Here is a 21,351-nt window from a genome sequence, read left to right as displayed (position 1 = left end):
CAATTTCAGGCCCCGTCCTCTCCTCAGTGCAAAGCCATGACGGGAGAGTCCGATGGGCCAACAGAAGCAGTCCGAGGGTCGAGAGCGAAACGCCGCCATCCCCGGCGGCAAGCCCGACGCCGACACGCCAGATGAGGCCGTGCGTCGGGTCGGACGCGAATCCCGCCGTCGCGCAGGTCCGGACGGCCCTGACGCGCGCGAGATCGGCGACACCTTCAAGAAGACGCCGACCGCACGCCCTCCGGCGCGAAGCCGCAAGGCGGCGCCTGAGCGCCATGCCTGACGTCATCACCCCTCCCGCAGCTGAAGGTCCGCGCGACGGCGACCTGCCCGCCTATGTCAGCAACGGCCTGATCGGCCTTCGCGTGCGGGAGGTTCCCCTGATCGCCGGCATGGTGCTGGTCAGCGGCCTGGCGGGCGAGCATCCGGAACGCCAGATCGAGGCCGCCGCCGCCGCGCCCTATCCCCTTGCGGGCGATCTGGCGTTGAACGGCGTCTGGATGAGCGACCAGCCCTGGACGATCAGCGGCCTGCGCCAGAGCTATGATTTCGCCTCCGGGGAGCTGTCCTCCCAGTTCCGCTTCACCGCCGCGGAACGGACGCTTTCTGTCGAGGTGCTGACCTTCGCCAGCCGCACGGCGCCCGCCATCGTGGCCCAGGAAGTCCGGGCGACCGCCGACGCGGCCTGCGACCTGACCTTCCGCGCCCTGGTCGATGTGGACGGGGTGCATGGGCGGATGCGTCGGCGCCGCACGGACACGCCCGGCGAGCCCGAGCCCGCGTGCGACGGCAGCCTGTTATGGGAGACCGAGGGCGGCTTGGGTCGCTGCGGCGTCGCCCTGCTGACCGAAGGCCCGGACGGCGCCCGACGTCAGGTGATGGCGCATCCGCAAGGGCCGCTATGCACCGAACATCAGTTGCGTCTGTCAGCGGGGCGTCCCGTTCGTTTCCGCCAGCTCGCCGCCCTCATCCCTTCGGTCCAGCATGAACGGCCTGACGAGGAAGCCGTGCGGCGCGTTGCGCGGGCCGGGCGCTCGGGCTTCGATGACCTGCGACGCTGCAATCGCGAGGCGTGGTCGGATCTGTGGCGCGGCCGCATCGTCGTGGACGGCGCCGCGCCGGGACATCAGGCGCTGATCGACGCCGCCTTCTACTATCTAAACGCCTCGGCGCACCCGGCCTCGCCGTCGTCGACCTCCATCTTCGGCCTCGCGACCTGGCACGACTATCACTACTACTACGGCCATGTGATGTGGGACGTGGACGCCTTCTGCCTGCCGCCTCTTCTGCTGATGCAGCCCGACGCGACGCAGGCGCTGCTAGCCTTTCGCACGCGCGGTCGGGCGACGGCGGGGACCAACGCCCGCCTGTCCAGCCGCCAGGGCCTGCAGTTCCCCTGGCAGGCCGCGCCGACGACCGGGCAGGAAGCCGCGCCGGGCGCAGGCGACGCCGCCCAGCATGAGGATCATGTCTCCCTTCACGTGGCGCGGGGCTTTTCGCTATACGCCGACGCGACGGGGGACGAGCGCTTCCTGAGAGAGGACGCCTGGCCCGTGTTGAGCGGGGTGGCCGATTGGTTCGTCAGCCGGGTTCAACGGACGTCTCGCGGGTTTGAACTGCCGTGCGCCATGGGACCGGCCGAGGCGCCGCAGCCGCCCGACAACGACGCCTTCACCCTGATGGCCGGGGCGGACATCCTTCGACGCGCGGGACGCGCCGCCGAACGTCTGGGCCAACCGGTCCCGGCCGCATGGGGCGAGGTGGCGGCGAACCTCTATCTGCCCGTCCGATCGGACGGGGTGATCGCCGCGCACGACGATTTCACCGTCCGCGAACCCAAGGGGGCGACGCCTTCGCCGCTGGCGGGTCTATTTCCCTATGACTATCCCGTCTCCGCCGCCCAGAGACGCAGGACGCTGGATTTCTACCTGAAGCTCTGGCCTGATTATGTGGGCGCGCCCATGCTGCCGGCCCTCTACTGCGTCTGGGCGACGATGGCGGGCAACCGGAAGCTGGCGCTCAAGCTGTTCGAGGAAGGCTACGCCGCCTACGATCAGCCCCGTTTCCACCAATGTCTCGAGTACCGGCTGGATCAGGCCGAAGGCACGGCGGCCGGCCCTTTCTTCGCCAATCTGGGCGGGCTGTTGATGGGCCTGACCTATGGCCTGACGGGCTTGCAGATCGACGACGGGCCGCCCGAAGCCTGGGCGCGGCGCCCGGTCGTTCTCCCGGAAGGCTGGAGGGAGATCAGGATCGAACGGCTGTGGGTCCGCGGGCGCCCCGCACGCCTTACTGCGCGGCACGGCGCCGAGCGCGCCGAACTGACATTCCTTTGAAGCGAAGCCGGGCCAGCACCCCTTCGCGATGCAGGATGTAGACCCCGCTCGCTGCCACCAACCCCATGCCCAGGGCCGCCGGTCCGTCCGGCGTCCAGCCGAAGACGAGCCCGCCCAGCAAGGCGGCGAAGATCACCTGGGCGTAGGAGAAGGGCGCCAGCAGAGACGCCTCGCCGCGCCCATAGGCGGCGATCAACAGCAGTTGGCCGACGGCGTAGCACAAGCCCATGGCGGCAGCCGCCGCCAGGGCGACCGGGGCCATCGGCGCAAACCACAGCGGCGCCGTCGCGCTGAGCAGGACAAAGCCGACGAGAGCGGAACAGAGCAGGGTCGCAGCCGGCGCGTCGTCGCCGCCGATGCGACGCGTCAGGATAATGGCGGTCGCGCCGAAGAAGGCGGATCCGAGCGGGAAAAGCGCCGCCGGGCTGAACAGCGCGCCGCCGGGCCGCAACAGAATCAGAATCCCGACCAGACCGACCAGCAGCGCCGTCCAGCGCCGCCTCGCCACAGCTTCGCGAAGGAGGAGAATGGCCATCAGCGTGGCGAAGGTCGGAGTCACGAAGGAGACCGCCGTCGCCTCCGGCAGCGGCAAATGGCCGAGCCCCAGGATGAACAGTCCGCCGGACGCCAGCACCGCCAGACCACGCAGTCCCTGCAAGAGCGGCCGCCGTACGCGCCACGCCGCCCGGCCGCGATCTGCAGCGACGACCAATCCCAGGGCCAGCATGGCGACATAGCGCACCCAGACGACCTGGGCCGGGGGCGTGTCGTGGGTCAGCAGCTTGGCGAAAACGTCCGCCAGGGCGAAAAGCCCGACGGCCCCGACCACCATCAGTATGGCCAGGCCCGACGCGGCGGCCGGAGTCACGCCGACGAGAACCGGCGGGGCCTCGCCGTCAGGTCCAGGCCAGGCGGCGACGGGACGGCCGCTCATGTCCAGTTGGCGCAGTCGGCGGCGTCGACGCTGATGGTTTCGCCGCTGACGAAACGCGCCTCATCACTGAGCAGGAACAGGACGACGGCGGCCACGTCCTCGGGCTTGATCCAGGCCAGGCCCATGGGGGTGGCGTCCTTGCGGGCCTCCAGATAGTCGTCGCGGGTCGGGTCGGGCTTATCGGGAACCGCCTGACGAAATCGCTGCGGGCTCGACATCATGGGGGTATCCGTCGGCCCCGGCAGGACCGCATTGACCGTCACGCCGTGTTCGGCGACCTCCAGCGCCGCCGTCTTGCACAGGCCGATCAGGCCGAATTTCGAGGCGACGTAGGCGCCTGCCTCCGCCTCAGCATGCTTGCCCGCGCCGCTGTCGATGGCGACGACGCGGCCGCGCCCGGCTTCCGTCATCAGGCGCAGGGCCGGCGCCATGACGTTGAAGACGCCGTGCAGATTGGTCCGCACCACGGCGTCGAACTGGTCGGGCGCCAGGTCCGTCAGCCGTCCTTCCAGGGTCACGGCCGCGTTCGCGATCAGGAAATCCAGCCGTCCGAAAGAGGCTCGCGCCGCTTCGATCAGAGCCTCGCCTTCGCTTGTCTCGCGCACATCCATGCGCAGGCCGACGCAGCGCACGCCGCTGGCGCCGGCCGCCGCGACTGTCTGGTCCAGGTCCGCCTGGGTCGCCTTGGGATAGGGAGTTCCGTCGGGCAGGCCTTCCAGAACATCGCCGATGACGAGATCGCAGCCCTCGCGCGCCAGAGCCAGGGCGATGGCGCGTCCTATGCCGCGCGCGCCGCCGGTGACCACTGCGACCCGACCCTGGAATCGCGGCGGCGCGCCGGGAGGCGGGGCGGGCGTCGGATCGTGAGGGTTCATGGAGGCGGCCTCCCTTGCCGCCTCCCTGCAATCGCCGTCCCCGGACGCCGTTCCGGAACGTCTGGATTCAGACTTTCATCCGGGCTCCCTCAGTGCAGCTTGAGCCGCCCGGACACGCGGCGCATCAGCAGGCGGGACAGGGCCAGAAGCGCCGTGCGCCGCAGGCCGATCACCGCACGATAGTGGTCAAGGTGAAGGCTCATATAGGCCTGCCGCGCCAGCCAGCCCTCGATCAGGAAGTTCGGCCCGACCAGACCGCCCATCAGCGACCCCACGCCGCCTTCGCTGCCCAGGGACACCAGGGAGCCGCGGTCGCGATAGACATAGGGCCCCGGATCGCCAGCCTTGAGCAGGGCGCGAGCCAGATACCTGGCCTGCTGGGCCGCAGCCTGAGCGCGTGCCGGGACGAAGCCGGCGCCATGCGGAGCTTGGGCGCAGTCTCCCATGGCGTAGACGTTCGGGGCGGACGTCCTCAGGCGATCGTCCGTCACGAACTGATTGAGGGGCCCGGTCTCCAGTCCGAAATCGCGATTGCGGGGCGACGCCAGGACGCCAGCCGCCCATACGGTCAGGTCCGATCGAATCCAGCCCCGGCTGGTCTGCAGTCCGTCCGCCGCAACCTGCTCGACCTTGGCGTCCACGGCCAGGGTCACGCCCCGGCGCTCCAGTTCCTGCGTCGCCTTGGCGGCCACGGTTTTGGGCAGACCGCCGAGGATGCGCGGCCCCGCCTCGACCACTGTCACCCCCAGATCGAACTTCTGTTGCGTCCCCAGACCGGCTGAAAGGGCTCGGTGGCCTTCGATCAACTCGGTCGACAGCTCGACCCCCGTGGCGCCCGCTCCGACGATGGCGATGTCCAGCCTTTGGCCGGGCGCATAGGCCGAGGCCAGGAAGGCGCCGGTCAGGCGCCGGTTGAAGGCTTCGGCGTCCGCCACGTCCTCCAGCAGGTGGGCGTGCTCGGCGGCCCCCGGCGTATTGAACAGATTGGAGCCGCTGCCCGTCGCCAGCACCAACCGGTCATAGGCCAGCGTTCGCGGCGGAATCAGAACCCCGCCGTCGTCGTCCCGCACTTCGGCCAGATTCAGGCTCTTTTCGGCGGCGTTCAGTCCCTCCAGGTCTCCGAAGGCGAAACTGAAGTGATTGCGCCGGGCCAGCAGCGGATAGGCCAGGCCTTCCTGATGCGAATCCAGCGAGCCCGCCGCGACCTCGTGCAGGGAGGGCTTCCACAGGTGAAAGATGGTCCGGTCGATCAGCAGCACGCGTCGCGGACCTTCATTGCGGCCCAACGCGCGCCCCAGCCGGGCGGCGAGCTCCAGGCCGCCCGCGCCTCCGCCGACGATGATGATTTCGTGGCGCATGTTTCCTCCTCGCGTGACAAAGCCGAACCCGAGCCTCAATGCGGATATGGATACGGCCGACGCCTGACGCGCCGGCCGCTCCGCGGATGCGACGATGTTTCGCATCGTCCGTCCGCAACCCCGCCTCCCCTTCCTGATGTGAAACGACCGCTCCCTAGCCCGGCGGAACGGATGGGACCGGCCGGGTTCGCCCCGCGCCTGGGCCGGCCCCGAGGTCCGCGCCGGTCAACGGATCGGATTCGGGATCGGAACGCGTGCGAGCGGCGAAGGTCTCCACCGCCTTTTCTTCGTCGGCCGAAAGCGCCACCTCGGCGCGGCCGTCCCCGCCGTCGACAGCCATTTGAGCTTCGCGCTCGTCGACGGGGTCCCACTGCTCGCCCGTGTTCCACGGTCCGGATGCGTCGCCCTCGCCCTGGGACATGTTGTAGTATTTGTCCGCGAAGTCCGGATGGCCCGGCAGCTTGCCTGGCGGGAAGTTGGCGGGGATGGCGTAGAGGGCCTTCTCGAACGACTTCTGGTGGGCGACCTCACGCGTCATCAGAAAGGTCAGGGCGTCCTTGATTCCCGGGTCGTCGGTGACGTTGATCAGCCGCTCATAGACGATCTTGGCCCGCGACTCCGCCGCGATGTTGGAGCGTAGGTCGCAGGCCGGATCCCCGATCGAGTCCACATAGGCCGCCGTCCAGGGCACGCCCGCCGAATTGATCAGGGCCGCGCCGCCTCCATAGAGGATGGACGTAGTGTGGCTTTCGCCCCCCGACGTCATGCTGGCGTAGAGGTCGGCCTCCTCCTCCGCCGCCTCGGCCAGACGCCCCTTGGCGCCGCGGTTCAGCATGGCGACGATCGAACCGATGATCTCGAGGTGGCTGATCTCCTCGGTCGCGATGTCCATCAGCATGTCGCGGCGGGCGACGTCCTCGTCCGCCAGACCCTGCGTAAAGTAGCGCATCGCCGCCGCCAATTCGCCCTGCGGCCCGCCGAACTGCTCCAGCATCAGGGTCGCCAGGGCCGGATTGGGTTCTGAAACCCGCACCGTGTACATCAGCTTCTTGTTGTGCATGAACATCTCGCGTCTCCTTGCGACAGCGATCAGCGGCTGGGGTTCTCGCCCGCGCGCTTCAGCATCAGGAATTTCTCGGTGAGGGCCGGCAGGCTCTGGTCCACCCAGGCCGCCATGCGCGCTTCTTCGTCCAGCGAGGCGTTCAGCGGATCCAGCGCGACAGAGTAGCCGCCGTGCTCGGCCAGGACGATCAGTCCCTTATAGGCCGCGACCTCATAGTTCTCGAAGGCGAAGTTGGCGAAGGCGTTCTTGAGAATCTCGTCCTCGGCGAAGGTGTGGCCCAGGGCGGCCATGTTGCCGCTCATGGACATGGCGGCGTCCTTCAGACCTGACGGACTCTCGTCCAGGCCCGAGAGAATCTGCTCAAGCCGTGAAATCTGCTGCTCGGTTTCGAGTCGGTGCGCCTTCAGCTTCTCCGCGACCTCCATGAAGTTCTTAGCGCGGTCGATCTGCCGATCCATCAGGGCCAGGGCCTGATGCTCCACGGCGTGGGCGTTCTTCAGGCCGTTCACGAACACCTCGCGCCAGACGTCGTCGTTGTTGATCATGTCGATCTCCTTCGGTTTGCGGGTCTCTGGCAAACCGGCCAAGCGGATCGGGGGTCCGGCTGTCGGATACCCGTCACTTCATCGATCTCCGCAACGAACCCGCCTTCGGTCCATTGCCCTTCACGCAAGGGAGCCAGACATGACCGATCGTCCGATTTCGACTGACGCCGATGTGGGCTCTGCCGCGTTCCGCGACAGCGACCTTCACCAGGGCGACCACGCGGCCGACAGCCTGCGCGCCGTGCTGATCCGGCGCCCCCGATCGGCCCTCTACGGCTATTGGCGCGACCTTTCGAACCTGCCCGCCTTCTCGGAGACGGTGAAGTCTGTCGAAGTTCTGGACTTCACGCATTCCCGCTGGATTGTCGAAGGACCAGGCGGAAAGGACGTCGAACTGACTTCCGTGGTCACCGAGGACCAGGCGGACCGCCGTATCGCCTGGTCTTCGACCGAAGGCTCTGACGTCGACCACGAGGGGTGGATCGAGTTCCGAGACAATCCTTTCGGCCGCGGCACGGAGGTGCGGCTCTTCATCAGCTACGACCCGCCCGGCGGGGTCGTGGGCAAGACGATCGCCAAGGTCATGCAGCGCGAGCCCCGGCTGCAGGCGCGGCGCGAGCTGCGGCGCTTCAAACAGCTTATGGAGACGGGCGAGATTTCGACCTCAAGGGCGCCGGATGCTGCGCCGCGCGGCTCCCGCCACCCCTGATCGCAGCAGAAAGGATCGCCCATGCGCGCCCTCACCTGGCACGGCAAGCACAACGTCCAGATGGACACCGTTCCCGACCCGGAGATCATCAACCCTCGCGACGCCGTCATTCGGATAACAGCCACGGCCATTTGCGGCTCGGACCTGCATCTCTACGACAGCTACATCCCGGGAATGTCGAACGGCGACATTCTGGGCCATGAGTTCATGGGAGAGGTCGTCGAGGTCGGGCGCGGAAACACCAGCCTGAAGAAGGGGGACCGCGTCGTGGTGCCCTTCGTCATCGCCTGCGGCCAATGTTTCTTCTGCCAGAAATCCCTCCCCGCCGCCTGCGACAACTCCAATCCGGCGGACAAGGCCGAGGCATCGGAGATCGCCTTCGGACAGGTGATGACCGGCGCCTTCGGCTATTCCCACCTGACCGGCGGTTACGCCGGCGGCCAGGCCGAGTATGCGCGCGTGCCCTACTCTGACTACGGGCCGATCAAGATTCCGGAGGGCGTCGAGGACGAGAAGGTGCTCTTCCTGTCGGATATCTTCCCGACGGGCTGGATGGCCGCGGAGAACTGCCAGATCGAGCGCGGCGATACGGTGGCCGTCTGGGGCTGCGGGCCGGTCGGTCTGTTCGCGATCAAATGCGCCTTCCTTCAGGGCGCCGGCCGCGTCATCGCCATCGATCACCACCCCAACCGCCTGGCCCTGGCCAAGGCCAACGGGGCCGAGGTCCTCAACTACCACGAGGTCAGGGTGCGCGAGGCGCTGCAGGAAATGACGGCGGGCCTCGGGCCGGACAGCTGCATCGACGCCGTCGGCATGGAAAGCCATGGATTTTCGCCCGACAATATCGTCGACGCCGTAAAGACCTCGACCCGCATCGGCACGGACCGCGCCCATGTGCTGCGCGAAACCATCATGGCGGTGCGCAAGGGCGGCACGGTGTCGGTGCCCGGCGTCTACGGCGGCTTCGCCGACAAGATTCCGGTCGGCGCCTTCATGCAGAAAGGCCTGACTCTCAAGACCGGCCAGACCCATGTGCAGCGCTACCTGCCGGCCCTGCTCGAGATGATCCTGGACGGCCGGATCGACACGACCGACCTGATCAGCCACCGCCTCCCATTGGAACAGGCCCCCGAAGCCTACCGCAACTTCAAGGAGAACCAGAACGAATGGACGAAGGTGGTGCTTCACCCTGGGTGAAAACTCCGAAAAGCGGCGCGGTTGCGGCGCCCTTGAGCTCTTTGTCCGGCGTCTTAAACGGCCGGCCCAGGGAGCCCTGTCCCTCCTTCCGGCTGTTTAGTGCGACGGATTCTCGTCCCGGGGGTTGAGGACCGTCGGAACCTGTTGATACGCCTTCCGCCGACTTTGGTGAGCTTGTGCAGAATCCAGCATAGGTTATTGCACGATCCGTTCGCGTCCTTAGGCAGGGCGCTCTCGCTGCTCCTCCAAGGTTCACAACTTGATGAAGTCGTCACGTCGCCCGTCTGCGGGCTCGAAGATGGAAGCCTGGGCGGTTTTGGGACTGGCTCTGGTCCTCTCCTTCTTCCTCGCCACCGGGCTCATCGCCTGGCGGAATGTTGAAGTCCTGCGCGCCAACAACCAGCAGATCATCCACACGCACCAGGTGATCGTCGCCGTCGATGAGCTGCTGTCCGCCGCCCAGGACGCCGAGACCGGCCAGCGGGGCTATCTGCTCACCGGCGACGCCGCCTATCTGCAGCCCTATGAGGCTGCGACTCGGAACCTCAGCCGACGGCAGGACGACGTCGCTGAGCTGACCCGCGACAATCCCGCCCAGCAAGATCACCTGAAACAGCTGCGCGCCCATCTCGACGCCAAGCTGGCTGAGCTCGACGCCACCCTCCGGATTCGCCGCTCTGAGGGCCTGCAGGCCGCCCTCGCGCGCATGACCACGGATCAGGGCAAACGCGAGATGGATGCGATCCGCGATCAGATCGCGCAGATGCGTCAGGAAGAGCAGAGCGTGCGGCGGCAGCGCCTGACCGAAATGGAGGCGGCCTACCGCACGGCGCTGATCAGCGGCGTGCTGTCGGGACTGCTCGGGGCGGTTCTGACGATCGCCGTCTTCACCCTGATCCGTCGCAGCGCGCAGGCGCGCGCGCGCCAGGAATGGCTGCATGAAGGCCAGGTGGGTCTCGGCGCCGCCATGATGGGCGATCAGTCGCTGGAGCAGCTGGGGGACAACATTCTCGCCTATCTGGCCCGCTACGCCGACGTGCAGGCCGCCGCCCTGTTCAAGGGCGAAGGCGGCCTCTATCGGCGCATCGCCGCGCTTGGCGTCCCGTCCGACGCGCCGATCGCTGAGCGGTTTGGGCCGCGCGAGGGGCTGTTAGGCCAGGTCGCAGCAGAAGGGCAGGCCCTGGCGGTCTCCGACGTTCCCGAGGGCTATCTGACGATCGGCTCGGCTCTGGGCCGTGACAAGCCCCGGCATCTCATCATCATGCCTGCACGTGCAGACGGGGCGGTCAATGCGGTTCTGGAGCTCGGGTTCCTGCAGCCGCCGGACGACCGGCTCATGGCGCTGCTCAATGAAACCGCACCGGCCATAGGCACCGCCTTGCGCTCGGCGCGCTATCGCGCCCAGCTGCAGAACATGCTGGAAGAAACCCAGCGCCAAGCGGAGGAGCTCCAGGTCCAGAGCGAAGAGCTTCGCGTCTCCAACGAAGAGCTTGAGGAACAAGGTCGGGCGCTCAAAGAATCCCAGATCCGTCTAGAGCAACAGCAGGCGGAGTTGGAACAGACGAACAGTCAGCTCGAGGAGCAGGCTCAGATCCTGGAAACCCAGCGCGACGATCTGGAACGCGGCGCCTCGGCCCTGACGTTGAAGGCGCGCGAGTTGGAACAGGCCAGCCAATACAAGTCTGATTTCCTGGCCAATATGTCCCATGAGCTGCGGACGCCGCTCAACTCCCTGCTGATCCTCTCCAAACTGCTGGCCGACAATCCAGAGGAGACGCTGTCCGAGGAACAGGTCAACTACGCCCGCACCATCCAGTCGTCGGGCAACGACCTTCTGGCCCTGATCAACGACATCCTCGACCTGTCCAAGATCGAGGCCGGCCACATCCAGGCTCGCCCTGAGGCGGTGTCGATGCAGCGGTTGACCGAGGACGTCCGACAACTCTTCCAACCCGTGGCGGATGATCGCGGTCTGGCCTTCGAAATCAACCTAGAGGCCGGGGGCGACGTGATAGAGACGGACCGCCAGCGGCTCGAGCAGATTCTCAAGAATCTGCTGTCGAACGCTTTTAAGTTCACCGAAAGCGGCTTGGTGAAGCTAAGCATATCGGCCAAGCCGGACGACAAGATCGCCTTCGCCGTGTCGGATACCGGCATCGGCATATCTCCCGAGCAGCAGAAGGGCGTTTTCGAAGCCTTCCACCAGGCCGACGGGACCATCAGCCGCAGATATGGCGGCACAGGACTCGGCCTGTCGATCTCGCGCGAACTGGCGCGCCTGCTCGGCGGACAGATAGGGCTGGAAAGCCGACTTGGCGAAGGAAGCGTCTTCACCCTGACTCTGCCGCGCGCCTATGACGCCGCGCAGGTCGCCCCCCGCGAAACGCTCGCCCCTGCCCCGGATGTTTCGCCCCACTCGGAACCGCTCCCAGAGCGGCGTCAGTCCGTGTCTGCGAGCATCGAGGACGACCGCGATCGCCTGGCCGGAACGCGCCGCCTCCTGTTGGTGGTCGAAGACGACGACCGCTTCGCCGCCATTGTCCGCGACCTGTCCCGCGAGTTGGGCTTCCAGTGCATTGTGGCGGCCACGGCGGAAGAGGCCCTCAAGCTGGCCAAGCGTCATCGACCCAGCGCGGTCGTGCTGGACGTCGGCTTGCCTGATCAGTCGGGGCTGACCGTCCTCGACGTGCTGAAGCGCGACGACGACACCCGTCACATCCCCATCCACGTCGTCTCGGCCGAGGATCACAGCCAGACCGCCCTTTCGCTGGGCGCCGTCGGTTATCTGGTCAAGCCGGTGAAGCGTGAGGATCTCGCCGAGGTTCTGCGCACCCTGGAGGATAAGCTGACCCGCACCGTGCGCCGCGTTCTCATCGTCGAAGACGATCTGGTCCAGCGCGATGCGGTGAGCCGCCTGCTGGCTTCCGGCGAAGTGGAGACCGTAGGCGTGGGCACCGCCGCCGAGTGTCTGGAGCAACTCAGAACCCAAACCTTCGACTGTATGGTGTTGGATCTGACTCTGCCCGACGCATCAGGCTTCTCCCTGCTGGAAACCCTCAGCCGCGAAGGCGGCTACAGCTTCCCCCCGGTCATCGTCTACACCGGCAGAGACCTGTCGCCCGAGCATGAACAACAGCTGCGTCGCTACTCCAGCTCCATCATCATCAAGGGCGCCAAATCGCCGGAGCGGTTGCTGGATGAGGTCTCCCTCTTCCTCCACCAGGTGGTGTCGGAGTTGCCGCCCGAGCAGCAGAAGATGATCCGCAAGGCGCGCAACCGCGACGCCGTGCTGGAGGGGCGTCGAATTCTGATCGTCGAGGACGACGTCCGCAACGTCTACTCCCTGACCAATGTCCTTGAACCGCGCGGCGCCCTGGTGGAGATCGCCCGCAACGGCAAGGAAGCGCTTGAGGCGCTGGAGCAGGCTTCGACCGATCCTTCGAAGGCTGTCGATCTGGTGCTGATGGACGTGATGATGCCGGTCATGGACGGCCTGACAGCCACGCGCGAGCTCAGAAAGGACGCGCGTTGGAAGACGCTGCCTGTGCTGATGCTGACCGCCAAGGCCATGCCGGACGACCAGGAGCGCTGCATGGCGGCCGGGGCTAACGACTACATGGCCAAGCCGTTGGACGTGGACAAGCTGCTGTCCCTCGTCCGCGTCTGGATGCCCCGCTGAACTCGCCATGACGAACGAGATCGAGGACATTGAGATCGGTCTGCTTCTGGAAGCGCTCTTCCAGCGCTACCACTACGACTTCCGCCACTACGCCCGAGCGTCGATCAAGCGCCGCCTGCTTCAGGCGCGCAGCCATTTCCACATGCCGAGCCTGACGGCCCTGCAGGAACGCGTGCTGCACGATCCCGAAATGCTGCCGCGTCTGCTCGCCTTTCTGACCGTTCAGGTCAGCGAGATGTTCCGTGATCCCGGCTACTTTCGCGCCCTGCGCGAGCAGGTCCTGCCCCATCTGCGCACCTATCCTTCGCTCAAAGTGTGGATCGCGGGGTGCAGCGCCGGGGAGGAGCTGTATTCCATGGCCATCCTCTTTCGCGAAGAAGGCCTTTTCGACCGCACCCTCTTCTACGCCACCGACATCAATCCCGACGCCCTGCGCGCCGCCGAAGCCGGGATCTATCCCCTCGATCGAATCCGCAAATTCACCGAAAATCACCAGAAGTCCGGCGGCCGTTCGTCCCTGTCCGACTACTATAGGGCGGATTATGGCCGGGCGGTCTTCGACAAGTCGCTGCGCGCCAATGTCGTCTTCTCTGACCACAGCCTGGTCACGGACGCCGTCTTCGCCGAAATGCAGCTCATCTCCTGTCGTAACGTCATGATCTATTTCGACCGGGGCCTCCAGGATCGCGCCGTGGGATTGTTCAAAGATTCTCTCACGCGCAACGGCTTTCTGGGGATCGGATCGAAGGAAAGCCTGCGCTTCTCGCAGCATGCGACGGCCTTTTCCGAGTTCGTCCCGGCAGAGAAGATCTATAGGAAACGCGAACCATGAGCCCGTCGCCGCAACGGGCGGTGGCGATCGGCGCCTCCGCGGGAGGCGTGCAGGCGCTGCTCGCCCTCCTCCCGACGCTGCCGGCGGACTTCCCTTGGCCGATCTTCATCGTTCTGCACGTCCCGGCCGACCGCAGCAACGTCCTCGCGCCCCTGTTCGAAACCAAATGCCTTCTCGAGGTCAAGGAGGCCGAAGATAAGGAGACCGCCCGTCCCGGGGTGGTCTACTTCGCCCCCTCGGACTACCACCTCCTGATCGAGAGCAACGGCGATCTAGCCTTGTCCTCCGACGAGGTCGTCAACTACTCGCGCCCCTCCATCGACGTGCTGTTCGAGAGCGCGGCGGACGCCTACGGCGCCGGCCTGACCGGCGTGATCCTGACCGGCGCCAATGAGGACGGCGCTGCGGGACTGAGCGCGGTCACCGCCGCAGGCGGGGTCGCCCTGGTGGAGGAACCCGCCGCCGCCTACGCCCAAGCCATGCCTCTGGCCGCCCGCAAAGCCTGCGCGGCGGCGCGTGTCCTTCCGCTCGCACGCATCGCCCAACATCTGAAAGGTCTCGGAACAGAATGACCAGCCCGCAACAGCCGATTCACCTCCTGCTGGTCGACGACCTCGAGGAGAACCTGCTCGCCCTGGAGGCGCTGCTGAAGCGGGAGGACGTGGTCTGCTTGAAGGCTTGCTCGGGCGACGAGGCGCTTGAGCTGCTGCTGGTGCACGACGTCGCCCTCGCCCTGGTGGACGTGCAGATGCCCGGCATGGACGGATTCCAGTTGGCCGAGTTCATGCGCGGCAATGTGAACGCGCGCCACGTCCCCATCATCTTCGTCACGGCGGGAAGCGCCGATCTGCAGCGTCGGTTCAGGGGGTATGAGGCCGGAGCGGTCGACTTTATTCAGAAACCGATCGAAACCGATATCCTGCGCAGCAAGGCGAACGTCTTCATCGACCTCTACCGCCAGCGCATGGAGATTCTCGCCCAGCGCGACGAGTTGGAAGTCTACGCCAACGCTCTGCGCGCGGCCGACCGGCGCAAGAACGACTTCATCGCCATGCTGGGCCATGAGTTGCGAAACCCGATCATGGCGCTCCGCGCCGGCCTTCAGCTTCTGGAACGCCAATCGGACGAGAACCTCAAGGCCGACATCCAGGGGCGGATGGAGGTTCAGGCCCACCACCTCTCCCGCCTGATCGAGGATTTGCTCGACGTCGCCCGTATCGACCAGGGCAAGATCTCCCTCCAGCGAGAACGGGTGAATCTGCACAGCATCATCGAATCCGCCGTCGATACGAGCCGGCCCAAGATCGATGCGGGCGCCCATGATTTGACGGTCGCCCTGCCCGCTCAACCCGTGTGGCTCGAGGGTGATTTCACCCGCCTGTCGCAGGTGATCAGCAATCTGCTCACCAACGCCGCCAAATATACCCCGCCGCAGGGCCGAATCCGCCTTTCAGCCGAGATCGATGACGATGAGGTGCGGATCGACATCGCCGACAACGGCGTAGGCGTGCCGCATGAAATTCAAGGGCGCATCTTCGAGCTGTTCACCCAATCCAAAGGCCCTGACGATCGCTCGCGCGAAGGTTTGGGCATCGGCCTCGCTCTCGTCAAACAATTGGTGGAGATGCACGAAGGCGCGATCGAACTGGCCAGCGACGGCCCCGGTCAAGGCAGTTGCTTCACCCTTCGCTTTCCCCTCGCGGCATGATCGACCCTTCAGGCTGACTTTCCATCGCGGAAGCGCCACTTCATGAGAAGCACGGCCGAAGCCATCACCAGGGCGCAGGCGTTGGCGAAGGTCACCGGCCACGCTGAGGTCATAACGCCGTAGATGGTCCAGAGGATGAAGCAGCTGACGGTTAGAGAATAGGTTTTTAGGCTGACCGCCGAGGCGTCGCGTTCCTTCCAGATCTTGTAAGCCTGTGGAGCAAAGCTCGTAATCGAGCAGATCGCTGCAGCCGAACCGATGATATTCGCAAGATGGACATCCATGACCGGCCAACGTGAGGCCGGCTCGGCTGTTCCGACGTCCCTTTCCTCGCCCCAGCGGAAATCCGCCAAAATCGGACGGCGCGTCCGCGCCGCTCCGGATCGCGGGAGTCGCTAGGAGGCGCGCGTCATGGCCAGAAGACCGTGAGAGGCGACGGCGTCAAACGCGTGAGAAGACCATCCTGCCGGCGAGGACGCCGAAGGTATCGCGATCGACACGTCCCCGCCTTCAAGATTGAGTTGATGGGAACAGAAATCGCCATTTCTGCGCTTACCTTCTCGCGGGGAGCTCTCCGCGTAGGAGTATGAATGTTAACAGTAAATGAGCAGACTTTGGCCGCTGCCTGGTTATCGCGCTTCGGTACGCCGCTGCCGGTTCTGGGGTGTGAAGCGTTGGCGAGATTCTTCGCGATCACGGGGTCGACCTGGGCCTGGGCGCGGCGAGGGAACAGGTGGATAGCGGCCAAGGGAGTTCTCCTCCCTCATGAGGCCCATGACGGCGGATTCAACCGCGCTGGTCAGAGATGAGGCGCCGCCGGCTGACGTCAGAGAATCAAAAAGGGGCCACGCGACGACCTCGCCTGCAAGGCGGCGTCAGCGGCTCCGTTCTCGTCTATAGTCGCGAAGAAACGCTTAAGCTTGAACAAGACCTCGCGCGACCTTTTATTCCGGCGGAACGGCTCATCTTCCGGATCATTATCAGACCGGCCGCCAAACGCGGCTAATCATCAAGATCATTCAAGGGAGCGAGACATGGCGGACGACCGCTGGAGAGAAGACGACAGCAGGCGGGATTGGCCGGAGGATCGGTCCCGCCACGGCGGCGAGCGGCGTTTTGGAGATCGCGGCCGCTCCTCCTATGATGGAAGCTATGGGGGGACCGCCAAGGCCGGGGCTATTCGCGAGAGCGGGCGGGCTATGATCCGAGCGAAGGTCGGCGACCCGAGGAGGGCTCTGCCTATGCTCGCCGCTATGGGTACAGTCCAGACGACACGCTTGGACGTGCGCGCCCTTACGGCTCCCTCCACAATGAGGGGTTTTCCGGATCCGGCTATGAACGCTCTGTGCGCGGGGATCGCCGTCCCCCTTACGGGCCAGGGTATCGAGATGAAGACCGCGACAACGAGCGCAGCTGGTGGGACCGCACCAAGGACGAAGTCAAATCCTGGGGCGGGGATGATGACGCCCGCCGCCGCCGAGAAATGGATGAGATAGAGAATAATCGAGGTCGCGGTCCTCGGGGTTACACGCGCTCTGACGAACGCATCCGCGAGGACGTATCGGACCGGCTCAGCGACGACTGGCGCGTCGACGCGTCCGATATCGAGGTTAGCGTGACCGGCGGCGAGGTCACGCTGGGCGGTACGGTCCGCTCTCGCGACGACAAGCGCCGCGCCGAAGACCTCGCCGATGACTGCTCCGGGGTGAAGCACGTGCAAAATAATCTGCGGATCAACGATTCTCGCACCCCCGGCGCGACAAGCGCCATGGCGGCGCCCGAAACCGTCCGCGACGTCACCGACGGCCGCTAAAGCACAGCCGTGAACGCCTTCCCGACCCCGGCCGACACGCGGCGGGGTCGGCTGGCGTGGGGCCGACGCCCTACTGGCCTACTGACCGCCGACGCGCCCCTGAGCGGTAAGTTCGGAGACTGATCGGCGGCCGCCTCTCCTCAGTCTGTGTGGGACATCGAGGCGCTCCGCCAAGTTTGCAGGATGAGCCGATCAGCACGGCCGCCCGGCATTCAAACGCTGAAACCGCCGGCCCGCTCGGCGCGGGGCGGCCGCCTCTGGCGGCGCAGAACGTACGGCCGAAGCGAAGAGCCCCTCGCCTGGCTCTTGGGGCGTCCAGGGAGGGGCTCAGCGGTTCAACAGAGGACAGTCGCAGAGGATGGCGGCTGCAAGAAGCCAACTGGCGGAGCCGTCGTTGGTTCCCTCGGTGAAAGGGGGGATCTCGCCCGCCTCGCCAAGCGGAGATGGCGCGCGGCACGTGACAGCGCGTCGAGATGGGTCTGATTAGGCGACGGAAGGCTGCTCGCTGGGCGTTCGGCGCTCTTTGCTGCAACGGTTCGGTCGTGCTCATCGCAGAACGCTTGCCGATGCCCCGCGTCAGAAGAGAACGCCGCGCGCGCCGACTCCGAGCAAGGAAGGCCTTGCGCACCGAAAGCCTCGCGCATGAACCACAGCGTTCACCTGGGGGGCGACAAATAGAATATCCGAGCGATACCCCCGCGGCTTCAGCGATCAGGCGTTGCGCGGAGTATCTTCCACCCTTCAGGATGCGTCCGAAAAGGCCTGGCGGCCGCCGGGGGGCGGATCGTACGCCGCCGACCGGGAGAAGGCGGCGAACTGCCAACCCGCCGACCGGCGCTGTCGCGTCCCTCCGACGAAACCCTGGTGAAAGTCGGATGCGGCGCGATTAATCATCACAAGTTAGAGGCGAGAAACATCGAAGGAGCTAAGCTCAGGTCATGCTGTTTCTCCGCGATCGGCGTCAGGCGGCGCAGCCCCCTTCGGCGATCGCAAGTCCGGATCACACCAAAGGGTCTCATTTGCGCAGACGTCCCACACGGCGGCCCAGCTTCGGCGAATGGTCCGTATTGATCGCGACCTTGGCTCTACTCGCGCTTGCTGCTTTTTCCGGTTTCGAATGACCTATTTGCGACGAGGAACTTTAGCGGCGCACGGAGCGCTTGTTGGATATGGACGATCTATTCGCCTTCATCCTCGTTTGTCTCGCGGCTGTGCCTGTTGCTGCAGGGCTTGCGCGGATTAGCAGCGCGTTCAGGCGGATGGGCAAGGGTTGGATCGTCGGAGACCGACTATGAACTATGTCTTGCCTATCCTCTGCGCCCTTTGCATCGCCGTCGCCGTAGCCGCGTTCAAATATGTCAAACGGACAGCGATGCCGACCAAGTCCAGCGAGCCCGACGTCACTGACGATCCTCATCCTTGAAGCTCGGAGCGTAAGGCCCGACGCCCGCTGCGGGACTCCGCGTCTCGCGCCCCTTCCACGAGCGATAAGCAGGCCTATGACGGCGCCTTCGGCAGCCGGCCGGTTGACAGGAAGGCGGTGAGGCCAAGCGTCAGTCGGCCGACGACGCCGCGGCTCGTGGCCGCAGCGTTGGCGACCGCCATATCCAGAACTCGCAGCGCCTCGCGAGCTTCTTCGAAGACGGCATGGGTGATCTCCCAGCGCGTCCCCTCCCGCCGCTTCATCCGTCCGCCAAGGTGCTGGAAGGCCTCGACGAAGAAGTTCTGGACGTGATGCGGCTGCACGCCATCAACGTCGCTTGGGATCTGCACATGCTGCACTGGGACCAGGCCAGCGGCCTTCTCTACATCAGCAGCTCGGCAAAAGGTCCCTTTGACCGTGTGGCCAAGGCGGCGTGCGGCGACACGGCTCGCCGGGTCGAGGGCGAGGTCGGCGCGAAGTCGCCGCCGATCGCGTGAGCGGCGTCAGCAAGGCGATCTTCGACGCCCTTTCCATCCGTCCCTCGCAGATCGAGGTCGATCACCCGGTCGTCGAAGGGAAGAAGCCGGCCATCAACAAGTTCCAGATGCGCGGCCGTTTTGCGATGTGGTTGGCCGACTACAAGGACGAGAAGGCGGCGCGCGGCTCGGCAGCGTGCTCGAAGCTTTCAACTCACCCTTACTCGGAACGGAAACGGCGGCCGAGGATCTCGCCGAGCTGCAAATCCGATTGCAGCCGTGGCGCGCAGGGCGCTTATTCCGCTGGACCGCCAAGCCGGGCGCATCGGGCCTCGATCAGGGCGATCACCTTGTCCTGCACGCCTCGCGCCGCATCGGTCTGACCCGCGAACGCTGGCAAGCTCAATGTCTGGGCGCGTTTCGTGAGCCGATCGGCGATCTCGTTCATCGCCGACTGGGCGTCACTGGCGGTCAGGCCGATGGTGCGCGCCAACGCCAGGAAATCCTGCCGCGTCAGGCGATCGTCCTTGCCGTTGAGCTTCAGCGCCATTCGGTCGACGGCGAGGCCCGGAAAGACCCGGGTAGTGACCGCGTCGTAGAGGGGCGCGAAGCGTACGGTCGTGAACGTCTTGGCGCCCGCCTCGGCCATCTTGAGCATGGCCAGGTTCTTCAGGTGCATGTCGCCATCGGCGATCAGCCAGGCAAACACCGCTCGTCGGAACAGAATGTCCAGATCGGCGGCGGGATCGGTCGACAGCGGACGCAGACCCCGGGCCATGCGCTCGATCGTGCCGTCGTATTTTGCGGAAGTTGGAAGATCGAGAATGGAGCAGAAATCCTCCAGCGCCAGACGGCGGTGGTCGTTCGATCCGCGCCGAATGTCGAAACGCTCGACCAACAAGGCCGGCGGCATCCCGTCGGGCATGTCGATCAGAGCTGCGTCGGGCGCCTCAAAGCCTGCGGCCCGACCAAGCTCAAGACACAGCCATTCGACGACCGGCAACGTCTCGAACCCCGCCGTACCGGCGGGCTTGAGGATATGGGTGAACGGCTGGTCCGTCGCAGGAACGAGGCTCCCTTCTGAGGTCAGGCTCATAGGCGCCTTGATCTGGATGCCCGACAGGCGCGGGGTCTCGGCCCGCGCGAAGATGCGCGCCAGGCTCTGCTCGAACGTCTCCTCGATCTCACCGCGCGCCGGTCCGGCATAGATGCCCGTGAAGCGGCCATCCTCGGAAAAGCTGGCCAGCCTTGTGTCGAGCACGTCGGCTGGCAAGCCTGTCAGCTCCTCGCGGCTCTCCACAACGGTGATGTTGGACATGTAGCGCCGCCCGCGCCGCAAGGCCTCGCGTTCGTCGCGCTCATGCAGGACCTGGGCGAGCCAGCCTTCCGGCAACAGTGACTCGATGAACGCCGGCAGCTTGCCCGGTGTGGTCTCGCGCACCAGTACGGGGCCAGTGCGCCGCTGCGGCTTCCAGCGCCACTCGAACCCGTCATGAGTCAGCCTACCGAGCGGCTCGCCATGCCAGGCGACCAGGAGATCGAGCGCGGCCTTGTTGACCGGCGCCTTGGCCGTGCCCGGCTGCGCCATCAGGAAGCGCTCGGCGCCCTCGCCCTCGCGATACCATCCGTTCTCTCGCGCCAACGCCCAGACAGCGTCGGCTGCGGCCTGGGGAGCGCCATGCTCCTCGACGAGCCGTGCGGCCATCTGGACGCGCATGTCCGCGGTAATCGCGCTGGCGTGTTCGCTGCGCAGCCGGAAGGCCTCCAGAAAGCGCTGGCGCGGCGAGGAGACGTCGATGTGCAGCTCGCCAAGATCGTCGCCGACCACCGCCGTCGCGGTCGAAGGATGGGCCGGTGCTTTGTTCTGGACGATCTCCAGCGCTCGTATCCGCGTGCGCTGATTGCGCCGGCCGCTGAGGAACAACCGCCCATCCGGCGTGGGCAAGAGCAGCATCGCACTGGCGGACGACAGATAGGCGTTGGGATAAAGGTAGTGCGCGATGCGAACCGCGTGCCCCAGGACCGTGGCATCGGCGTCGGCGTCGTGATCGACATAGACGCCGCGCACCAGTTGGATCAGCTCGCCGGCTTGGGCGCGCTGATGGGCTCGCTTTGCGTCAATCGTCTCTCCGACCAAGTAGAGCGGCATTGGATTTTCTCGCATCTGAGATGCGTGTAAATTCCATGTCTCGCTCGACGAAGCAAGGATTATCGCGCATGTGAGATGCGCGATAATTCCGACACAAGGCAGGCATGGAGCTCCCCGACGCGGCCCTACGTCGACGCGCTCCGGACATTCATGCCGCACATGCGGCACCAGCCAGTCCTATGCCGACTGATCTAGCGGGCTCAGAACGGGTTCGCCGCCGTCCCTGCCACCGCCCTTGATCCGCCCCACACGGC

17 protein-coding genes are annotated in these 21,351 nt (G+C 65.9%); 10 read left to right on the top strand and 7 right to left on the bottom strand.

What is annotated here, in order from left to right; genetic code table 11:
- Positions 1 to 52: 52 nt before the first annotated feature.
- Together EGK63_RS10695 and EGK63_RS10690 are read left to right on the top strand one after the other, a co-directional pair.
- Positions 53 to 283 (top strand): hypothetical protein, encoded by a 231-nt coding sequence (locus EGK63_RS10695; RefSeq protein ID WP_125901431.1) that lies wholly within the window; start codon positions 53 to 55, stop codon positions 281 to 283.
- Entirely contained in the window at positions 276 to 2,336 is a 2,061-nt protein-coding gene (locus EGK63_RS10690) for a glycoside hydrolase family 65 protein (RefSeq protein ID WP_125901430.1), read from the top strand. The genes EGK63_RS10695 and EGK63_RS10690 overlap by 8 nt, the downstream gene beginning before the upstream one ends.
- On the opposite strand, the gene EGK63_RS10685 is transcribed toward EGK63_RS10690, so the two are convergent.
- The 5 genes from EGK63_RS10685 to EGK63_RS10665 form a co-directional block, all read right to left on the bottom strand.
- Positions 2,290 to 3,270, bottom strand: coding sequence for a DMT family transporter (locus EGK63_RS10685; protein WP_125901429.1), 981 nt, complete (start codon positions 3,268 to 3,270; stop codon positions 2,290 to 2,292). The genes EGK63_RS10690 and EGK63_RS10685 overlap by 47 nt on opposite strands.
- Entirely contained in the window at positions 3,267 to 4,145 is an 879-nt protein-coding gene (locus EGK63_RS10680) for an SDR family oxidoreductase (protein ID WP_125901428.1), read from the bottom strand. Before EGK63_RS10680 ends, EGK63_RS10685 begins: the two co-directional genes overlap by 4 nt.
- 89 nt (positions 4,146 to 4,234) lie before the next feature.
- Positions 4,235 to 5,503, bottom strand: a complete 1,269-nt coding sequence (locus EGK63_RS10675; RefSeq protein WP_125901427.1) for an NAD(P)/FAD-dependent oxidoreductase — start codon at positions 5,501 to 5,503, stop codon at positions 4,235 to 4,237.
- A 154-nt stretch (positions 5,504 to 5,657) separates the two neighbouring features.
- Positions 5,658 to 6,569 carry a manganese catalase family protein gene (locus EGK63_RS10670; protein WP_125901426.1) on the bottom strand — a complete coding sequence of 304 codons (912 nt, stop codon included), beginning with the start codon at positions 6,567 to 6,569 and terminating at the stop codon, positions 5,658 to 5,660.
- A 23-nt stretch (positions 6,570 to 6,592) separates the two neighbouring features.
- Positions 6,593 to 7,111 carry a ferritin-like domain-containing protein gene (locus EGK63_RS10665; RefSeq protein ID WP_125901425.1) on the bottom strand — a complete coding sequence of 173 codons (519 nt, stop codon included), beginning with the start codon at positions 7,109 to 7,111 and terminating at the stop codon, positions 6,593 to 6,595.
- Between the two features lie 139 nt (positions 7,112 to 7,250).
- Here EGK63_RS10665 and EGK63_RS10660 point away from each other — a divergent pair, with 139 nt between their 5' ends.
- From EGK63_RS10660 to EGK63_RS10635, 6 genes are all read left to right on the top strand, one after another.
- A complete protein-coding gene (locus EGK63_RS10660) occupies positions 7,251 to 7,820 on the top strand; it encodes an SRPBCC family protein (RefSeq protein ID WP_125901424.1) in 570 nt (189 codons plus the stop codon).
- 21 nt (positions 7,821 to 7,841) lie between these two features.
- Positions 7,842 to 9,017 (top strand): zinc-dependent alcohol dehydrogenase, encoded by a 1,176-nt coding sequence (locus tag EGK63_RS10655; protein WP_125901423.1) that lies wholly within the window; start codon positions 7,842 to 7,844, stop codon positions 9,015 to 9,017.
- Positions 9,018 to 9,315: 298 nt separating this feature from the next.
- Positions 9,316 to 12,696, top strand: a complete 3,381-nt coding sequence (locus EGK63_RS10650; protein WP_125901453.1) for a response regulator — start codon at positions 9,316 to 9,318, stop codon at positions 12,694 to 12,696.
- Positions 12,697 to 12,703: 7 nt separating this feature from the next.
- On the top strand, positions 12,704 to 13,528 hold the full coding sequence (locus EGK63_RS10645; protein ID WP_125901422.1) for a protein-glutamate O-methyltransferase CheR: 825 nt from the start codon (positions 12,704 to 12,706) through the stop codon (positions 13,526 to 13,528).
- Entirely contained in the window at positions 13,525 to 14,100 is a 576-nt protein-coding gene (locus tag EGK63_RS10640; RefSeq protein ID WP_125901421.1) for a chemotaxis protein CheB, read from the top strand. The genes EGK63_RS10645 and EGK63_RS10640 overlap by 4 nt, the downstream gene beginning before the upstream one ends.
- On the top strand, positions 14,097 to 15,236 hold the full coding sequence (locus EGK63_RS10635; RefSeq protein ID WP_125901420.1) for a hybrid sensor histidine kinase/response regulator: 1,140 nt from the start codon (positions 14,097 to 14,099) through the stop codon (positions 15,234 to 15,236). The genes EGK63_RS10640 and EGK63_RS10635 overlap by 4 nt, the downstream gene beginning before the upstream one ends.
- A gap of 8 nt (positions 15,237 to 15,244) precedes the next feature.
- Here the strand turns inward: EGK63_RS10635 and EGK63_RS10630 are convergent, their stop codons facing one another.
- Positions 15,245 to 15,520 (bottom strand): SemiSWEET family sugar transporter, encoded by a 276-nt coding sequence (locus EGK63_RS10630; RefSeq protein ID WP_125901452.1) that lies wholly within the window; start codon positions 15,518 to 15,520, stop codon positions 15,245 to 15,247.
- A 1,061-nt stretch (positions 15,521 to 16,581) separates the two neighbouring features.
- Between EGK63_RS10630 and EGK63_RS10625 the strand changes: the two genes are divergently transcribed.
- Both EGK63_RS10625 and EGK63_RS10615 read left to right on the top strand, forming a co-directional pair.
- Entirely contained in the window at positions 16,582 to 17,049 is a 468-nt protein-coding gene (locus tag EGK63_RS10625; protein ID WP_125901419.1) for a BON domain-containing protein, read from the top strand.
- Positions 17,050 to 18,696: 1,647 nt separating this feature from the next.
- Positions 18,697 to 18,969 carry a hypothetical protein gene (locus tag EGK63_RS10615; protein ID WP_165906580.1) on the top strand — a complete coding sequence of 91 codons (273 nt, stop codon included), beginning with the start codon at positions 18,697 to 18,699 and terminating at the stop codon, positions 18,967 to 18,969.
- Positions 18,970 to 19,243: 274 nt separating this feature from the next.
- Here EGK63_RS10615 and EGK63_RS10605 read toward each other — a convergent pair whose 3' ends face one another.
- On the bottom strand, positions 19,244 to 21,097 hold the full coding sequence (locus EGK63_RS10605) for a HipA domain-containing protein (RefSeq protein WP_125901412.1): 1,854 nt from the start codon (positions 21,095 to 21,097) through the stop codon (positions 19,244 to 19,246).
- Positions 21,098 to 21,351 lie beyond the last annotated feature (254 nt).

Source organism: Brevundimonas sp. 357 (assembly GCF_003938605.1).
Lineage (GTDB): Bacteria > Pseudomonadota > Alphaproteobacteria > Caulobacterales > Caulobacteraceae > Brevundimonas.
The sequence above is the reverse complement of the archived record's forward strand: the minus strand, read 5'-3'. Positions and strand labels throughout refer to the sequence as shown.

Coding starts and splice junctions, on each gene's coding strand:
- EGK63_RS10675 (WP_125901427.1), bottom strand. CDS start 5,503: ATGCGCCACGAAATCATCATCGTCGGCGGAGGCGCGGGCGGCCTGGAG.
- EGK63_RS10695 (WP_125901431.1), top strand. CDS start 53: ATGGGCCAACAGAAGCAGTCCGAGGGTCGAGAGCGAAACGCCGCCATC.
- EGK63_RS10655 (WP_125901423.1), top strand. CDS start 7,842: ATGCGCGCCCTCACCTGGCACGGCAAGCACAACGTCCAGATGGACACC.
- EGK63_RS10645 (WP_125901422.1), top strand. CDS start 12,704: ATGACGAACGAGATCGAGGACATTGAGATCGGTCTGCTTCTGGAAGCG.
- EGK63_RS10650 (WP_125901453.1), top strand. CDS start 9,316: ATGGAAGCCTGGGCGGTTTTGGGACTGGCTCTGGTCCTCTCCTTCTTC.
- EGK63_RS10690 (WP_125901430.1), top strand. CDS start 276: ATGCCTGACGTCATCACCCCTCCCGCAGCTGAAGGTCCGCGCGACGGC.
- EGK63_RS10640 (WP_125901421.1), top strand. CDS start 13,525: ATGAGCCCGTCGCCGCAACGGGCGGTGGCGATCGGCGCCTCCGCGGGA.
- EGK63_RS10660 (WP_125901424.1), top strand. CDS start 7,251: ATGACCGATCGTCCGATTTCGACTGACGCCGATGTGGGCTCTGCCGCG.
- EGK63_RS10665 (WP_125901425.1), bottom strand. CDS start 7,111: ATGATCAACAACGACGACGTCTGGCGCGAGGTGTTCGTGAACGGCCTG.
- EGK63_RS10670 (WP_125901426.1), bottom strand. CDS start 6,569: ATGTTCATGCACAACAAGAAGCTGATGTACACGGTGCGGGTTTCAGAA.
- EGK63_RS10685 (WP_125901429.1), bottom strand. CDS start 3,270: ATGAGCGGCCGTCCCGTCGCCGCCTGGCCTGGACCTGACGGCGAGGCC.
- EGK63_RS10680 (WP_125901428.1), bottom strand. CDS start 4,145: ATGAACCCTCACGATCCGACGCCCGCCCCGCCTCCCGGCGCGCCGCCG.
- EGK63_RS10615 (WP_165906580.1), top strand. CDS start 18,697: ATGGGTGATCTCCCAGCGCGTCCCCTCCCGCCGCTTCATCCGTCCGCC.
- EGK63_RS10605 (WP_125901412.1), bottom strand. CDS start 21,097: ATGCCGCTCTACTTGGTCGGAGAGACGATTGACGCAAAGCGAGCCCAT.
- EGK63_RS10630 (WP_125901452.1), bottom strand. CDS start 15,520: ATGGATGTCCATCTTGCGAATATCATCGGTTCGGCTGCAGCGATCTGC.
- EGK63_RS10635 (WP_125901420.1), top strand. CDS start 14,097: ATGACCAGCCCGCAACAGCCGATTCACCTCCTGCTGGTCGACGACCTC.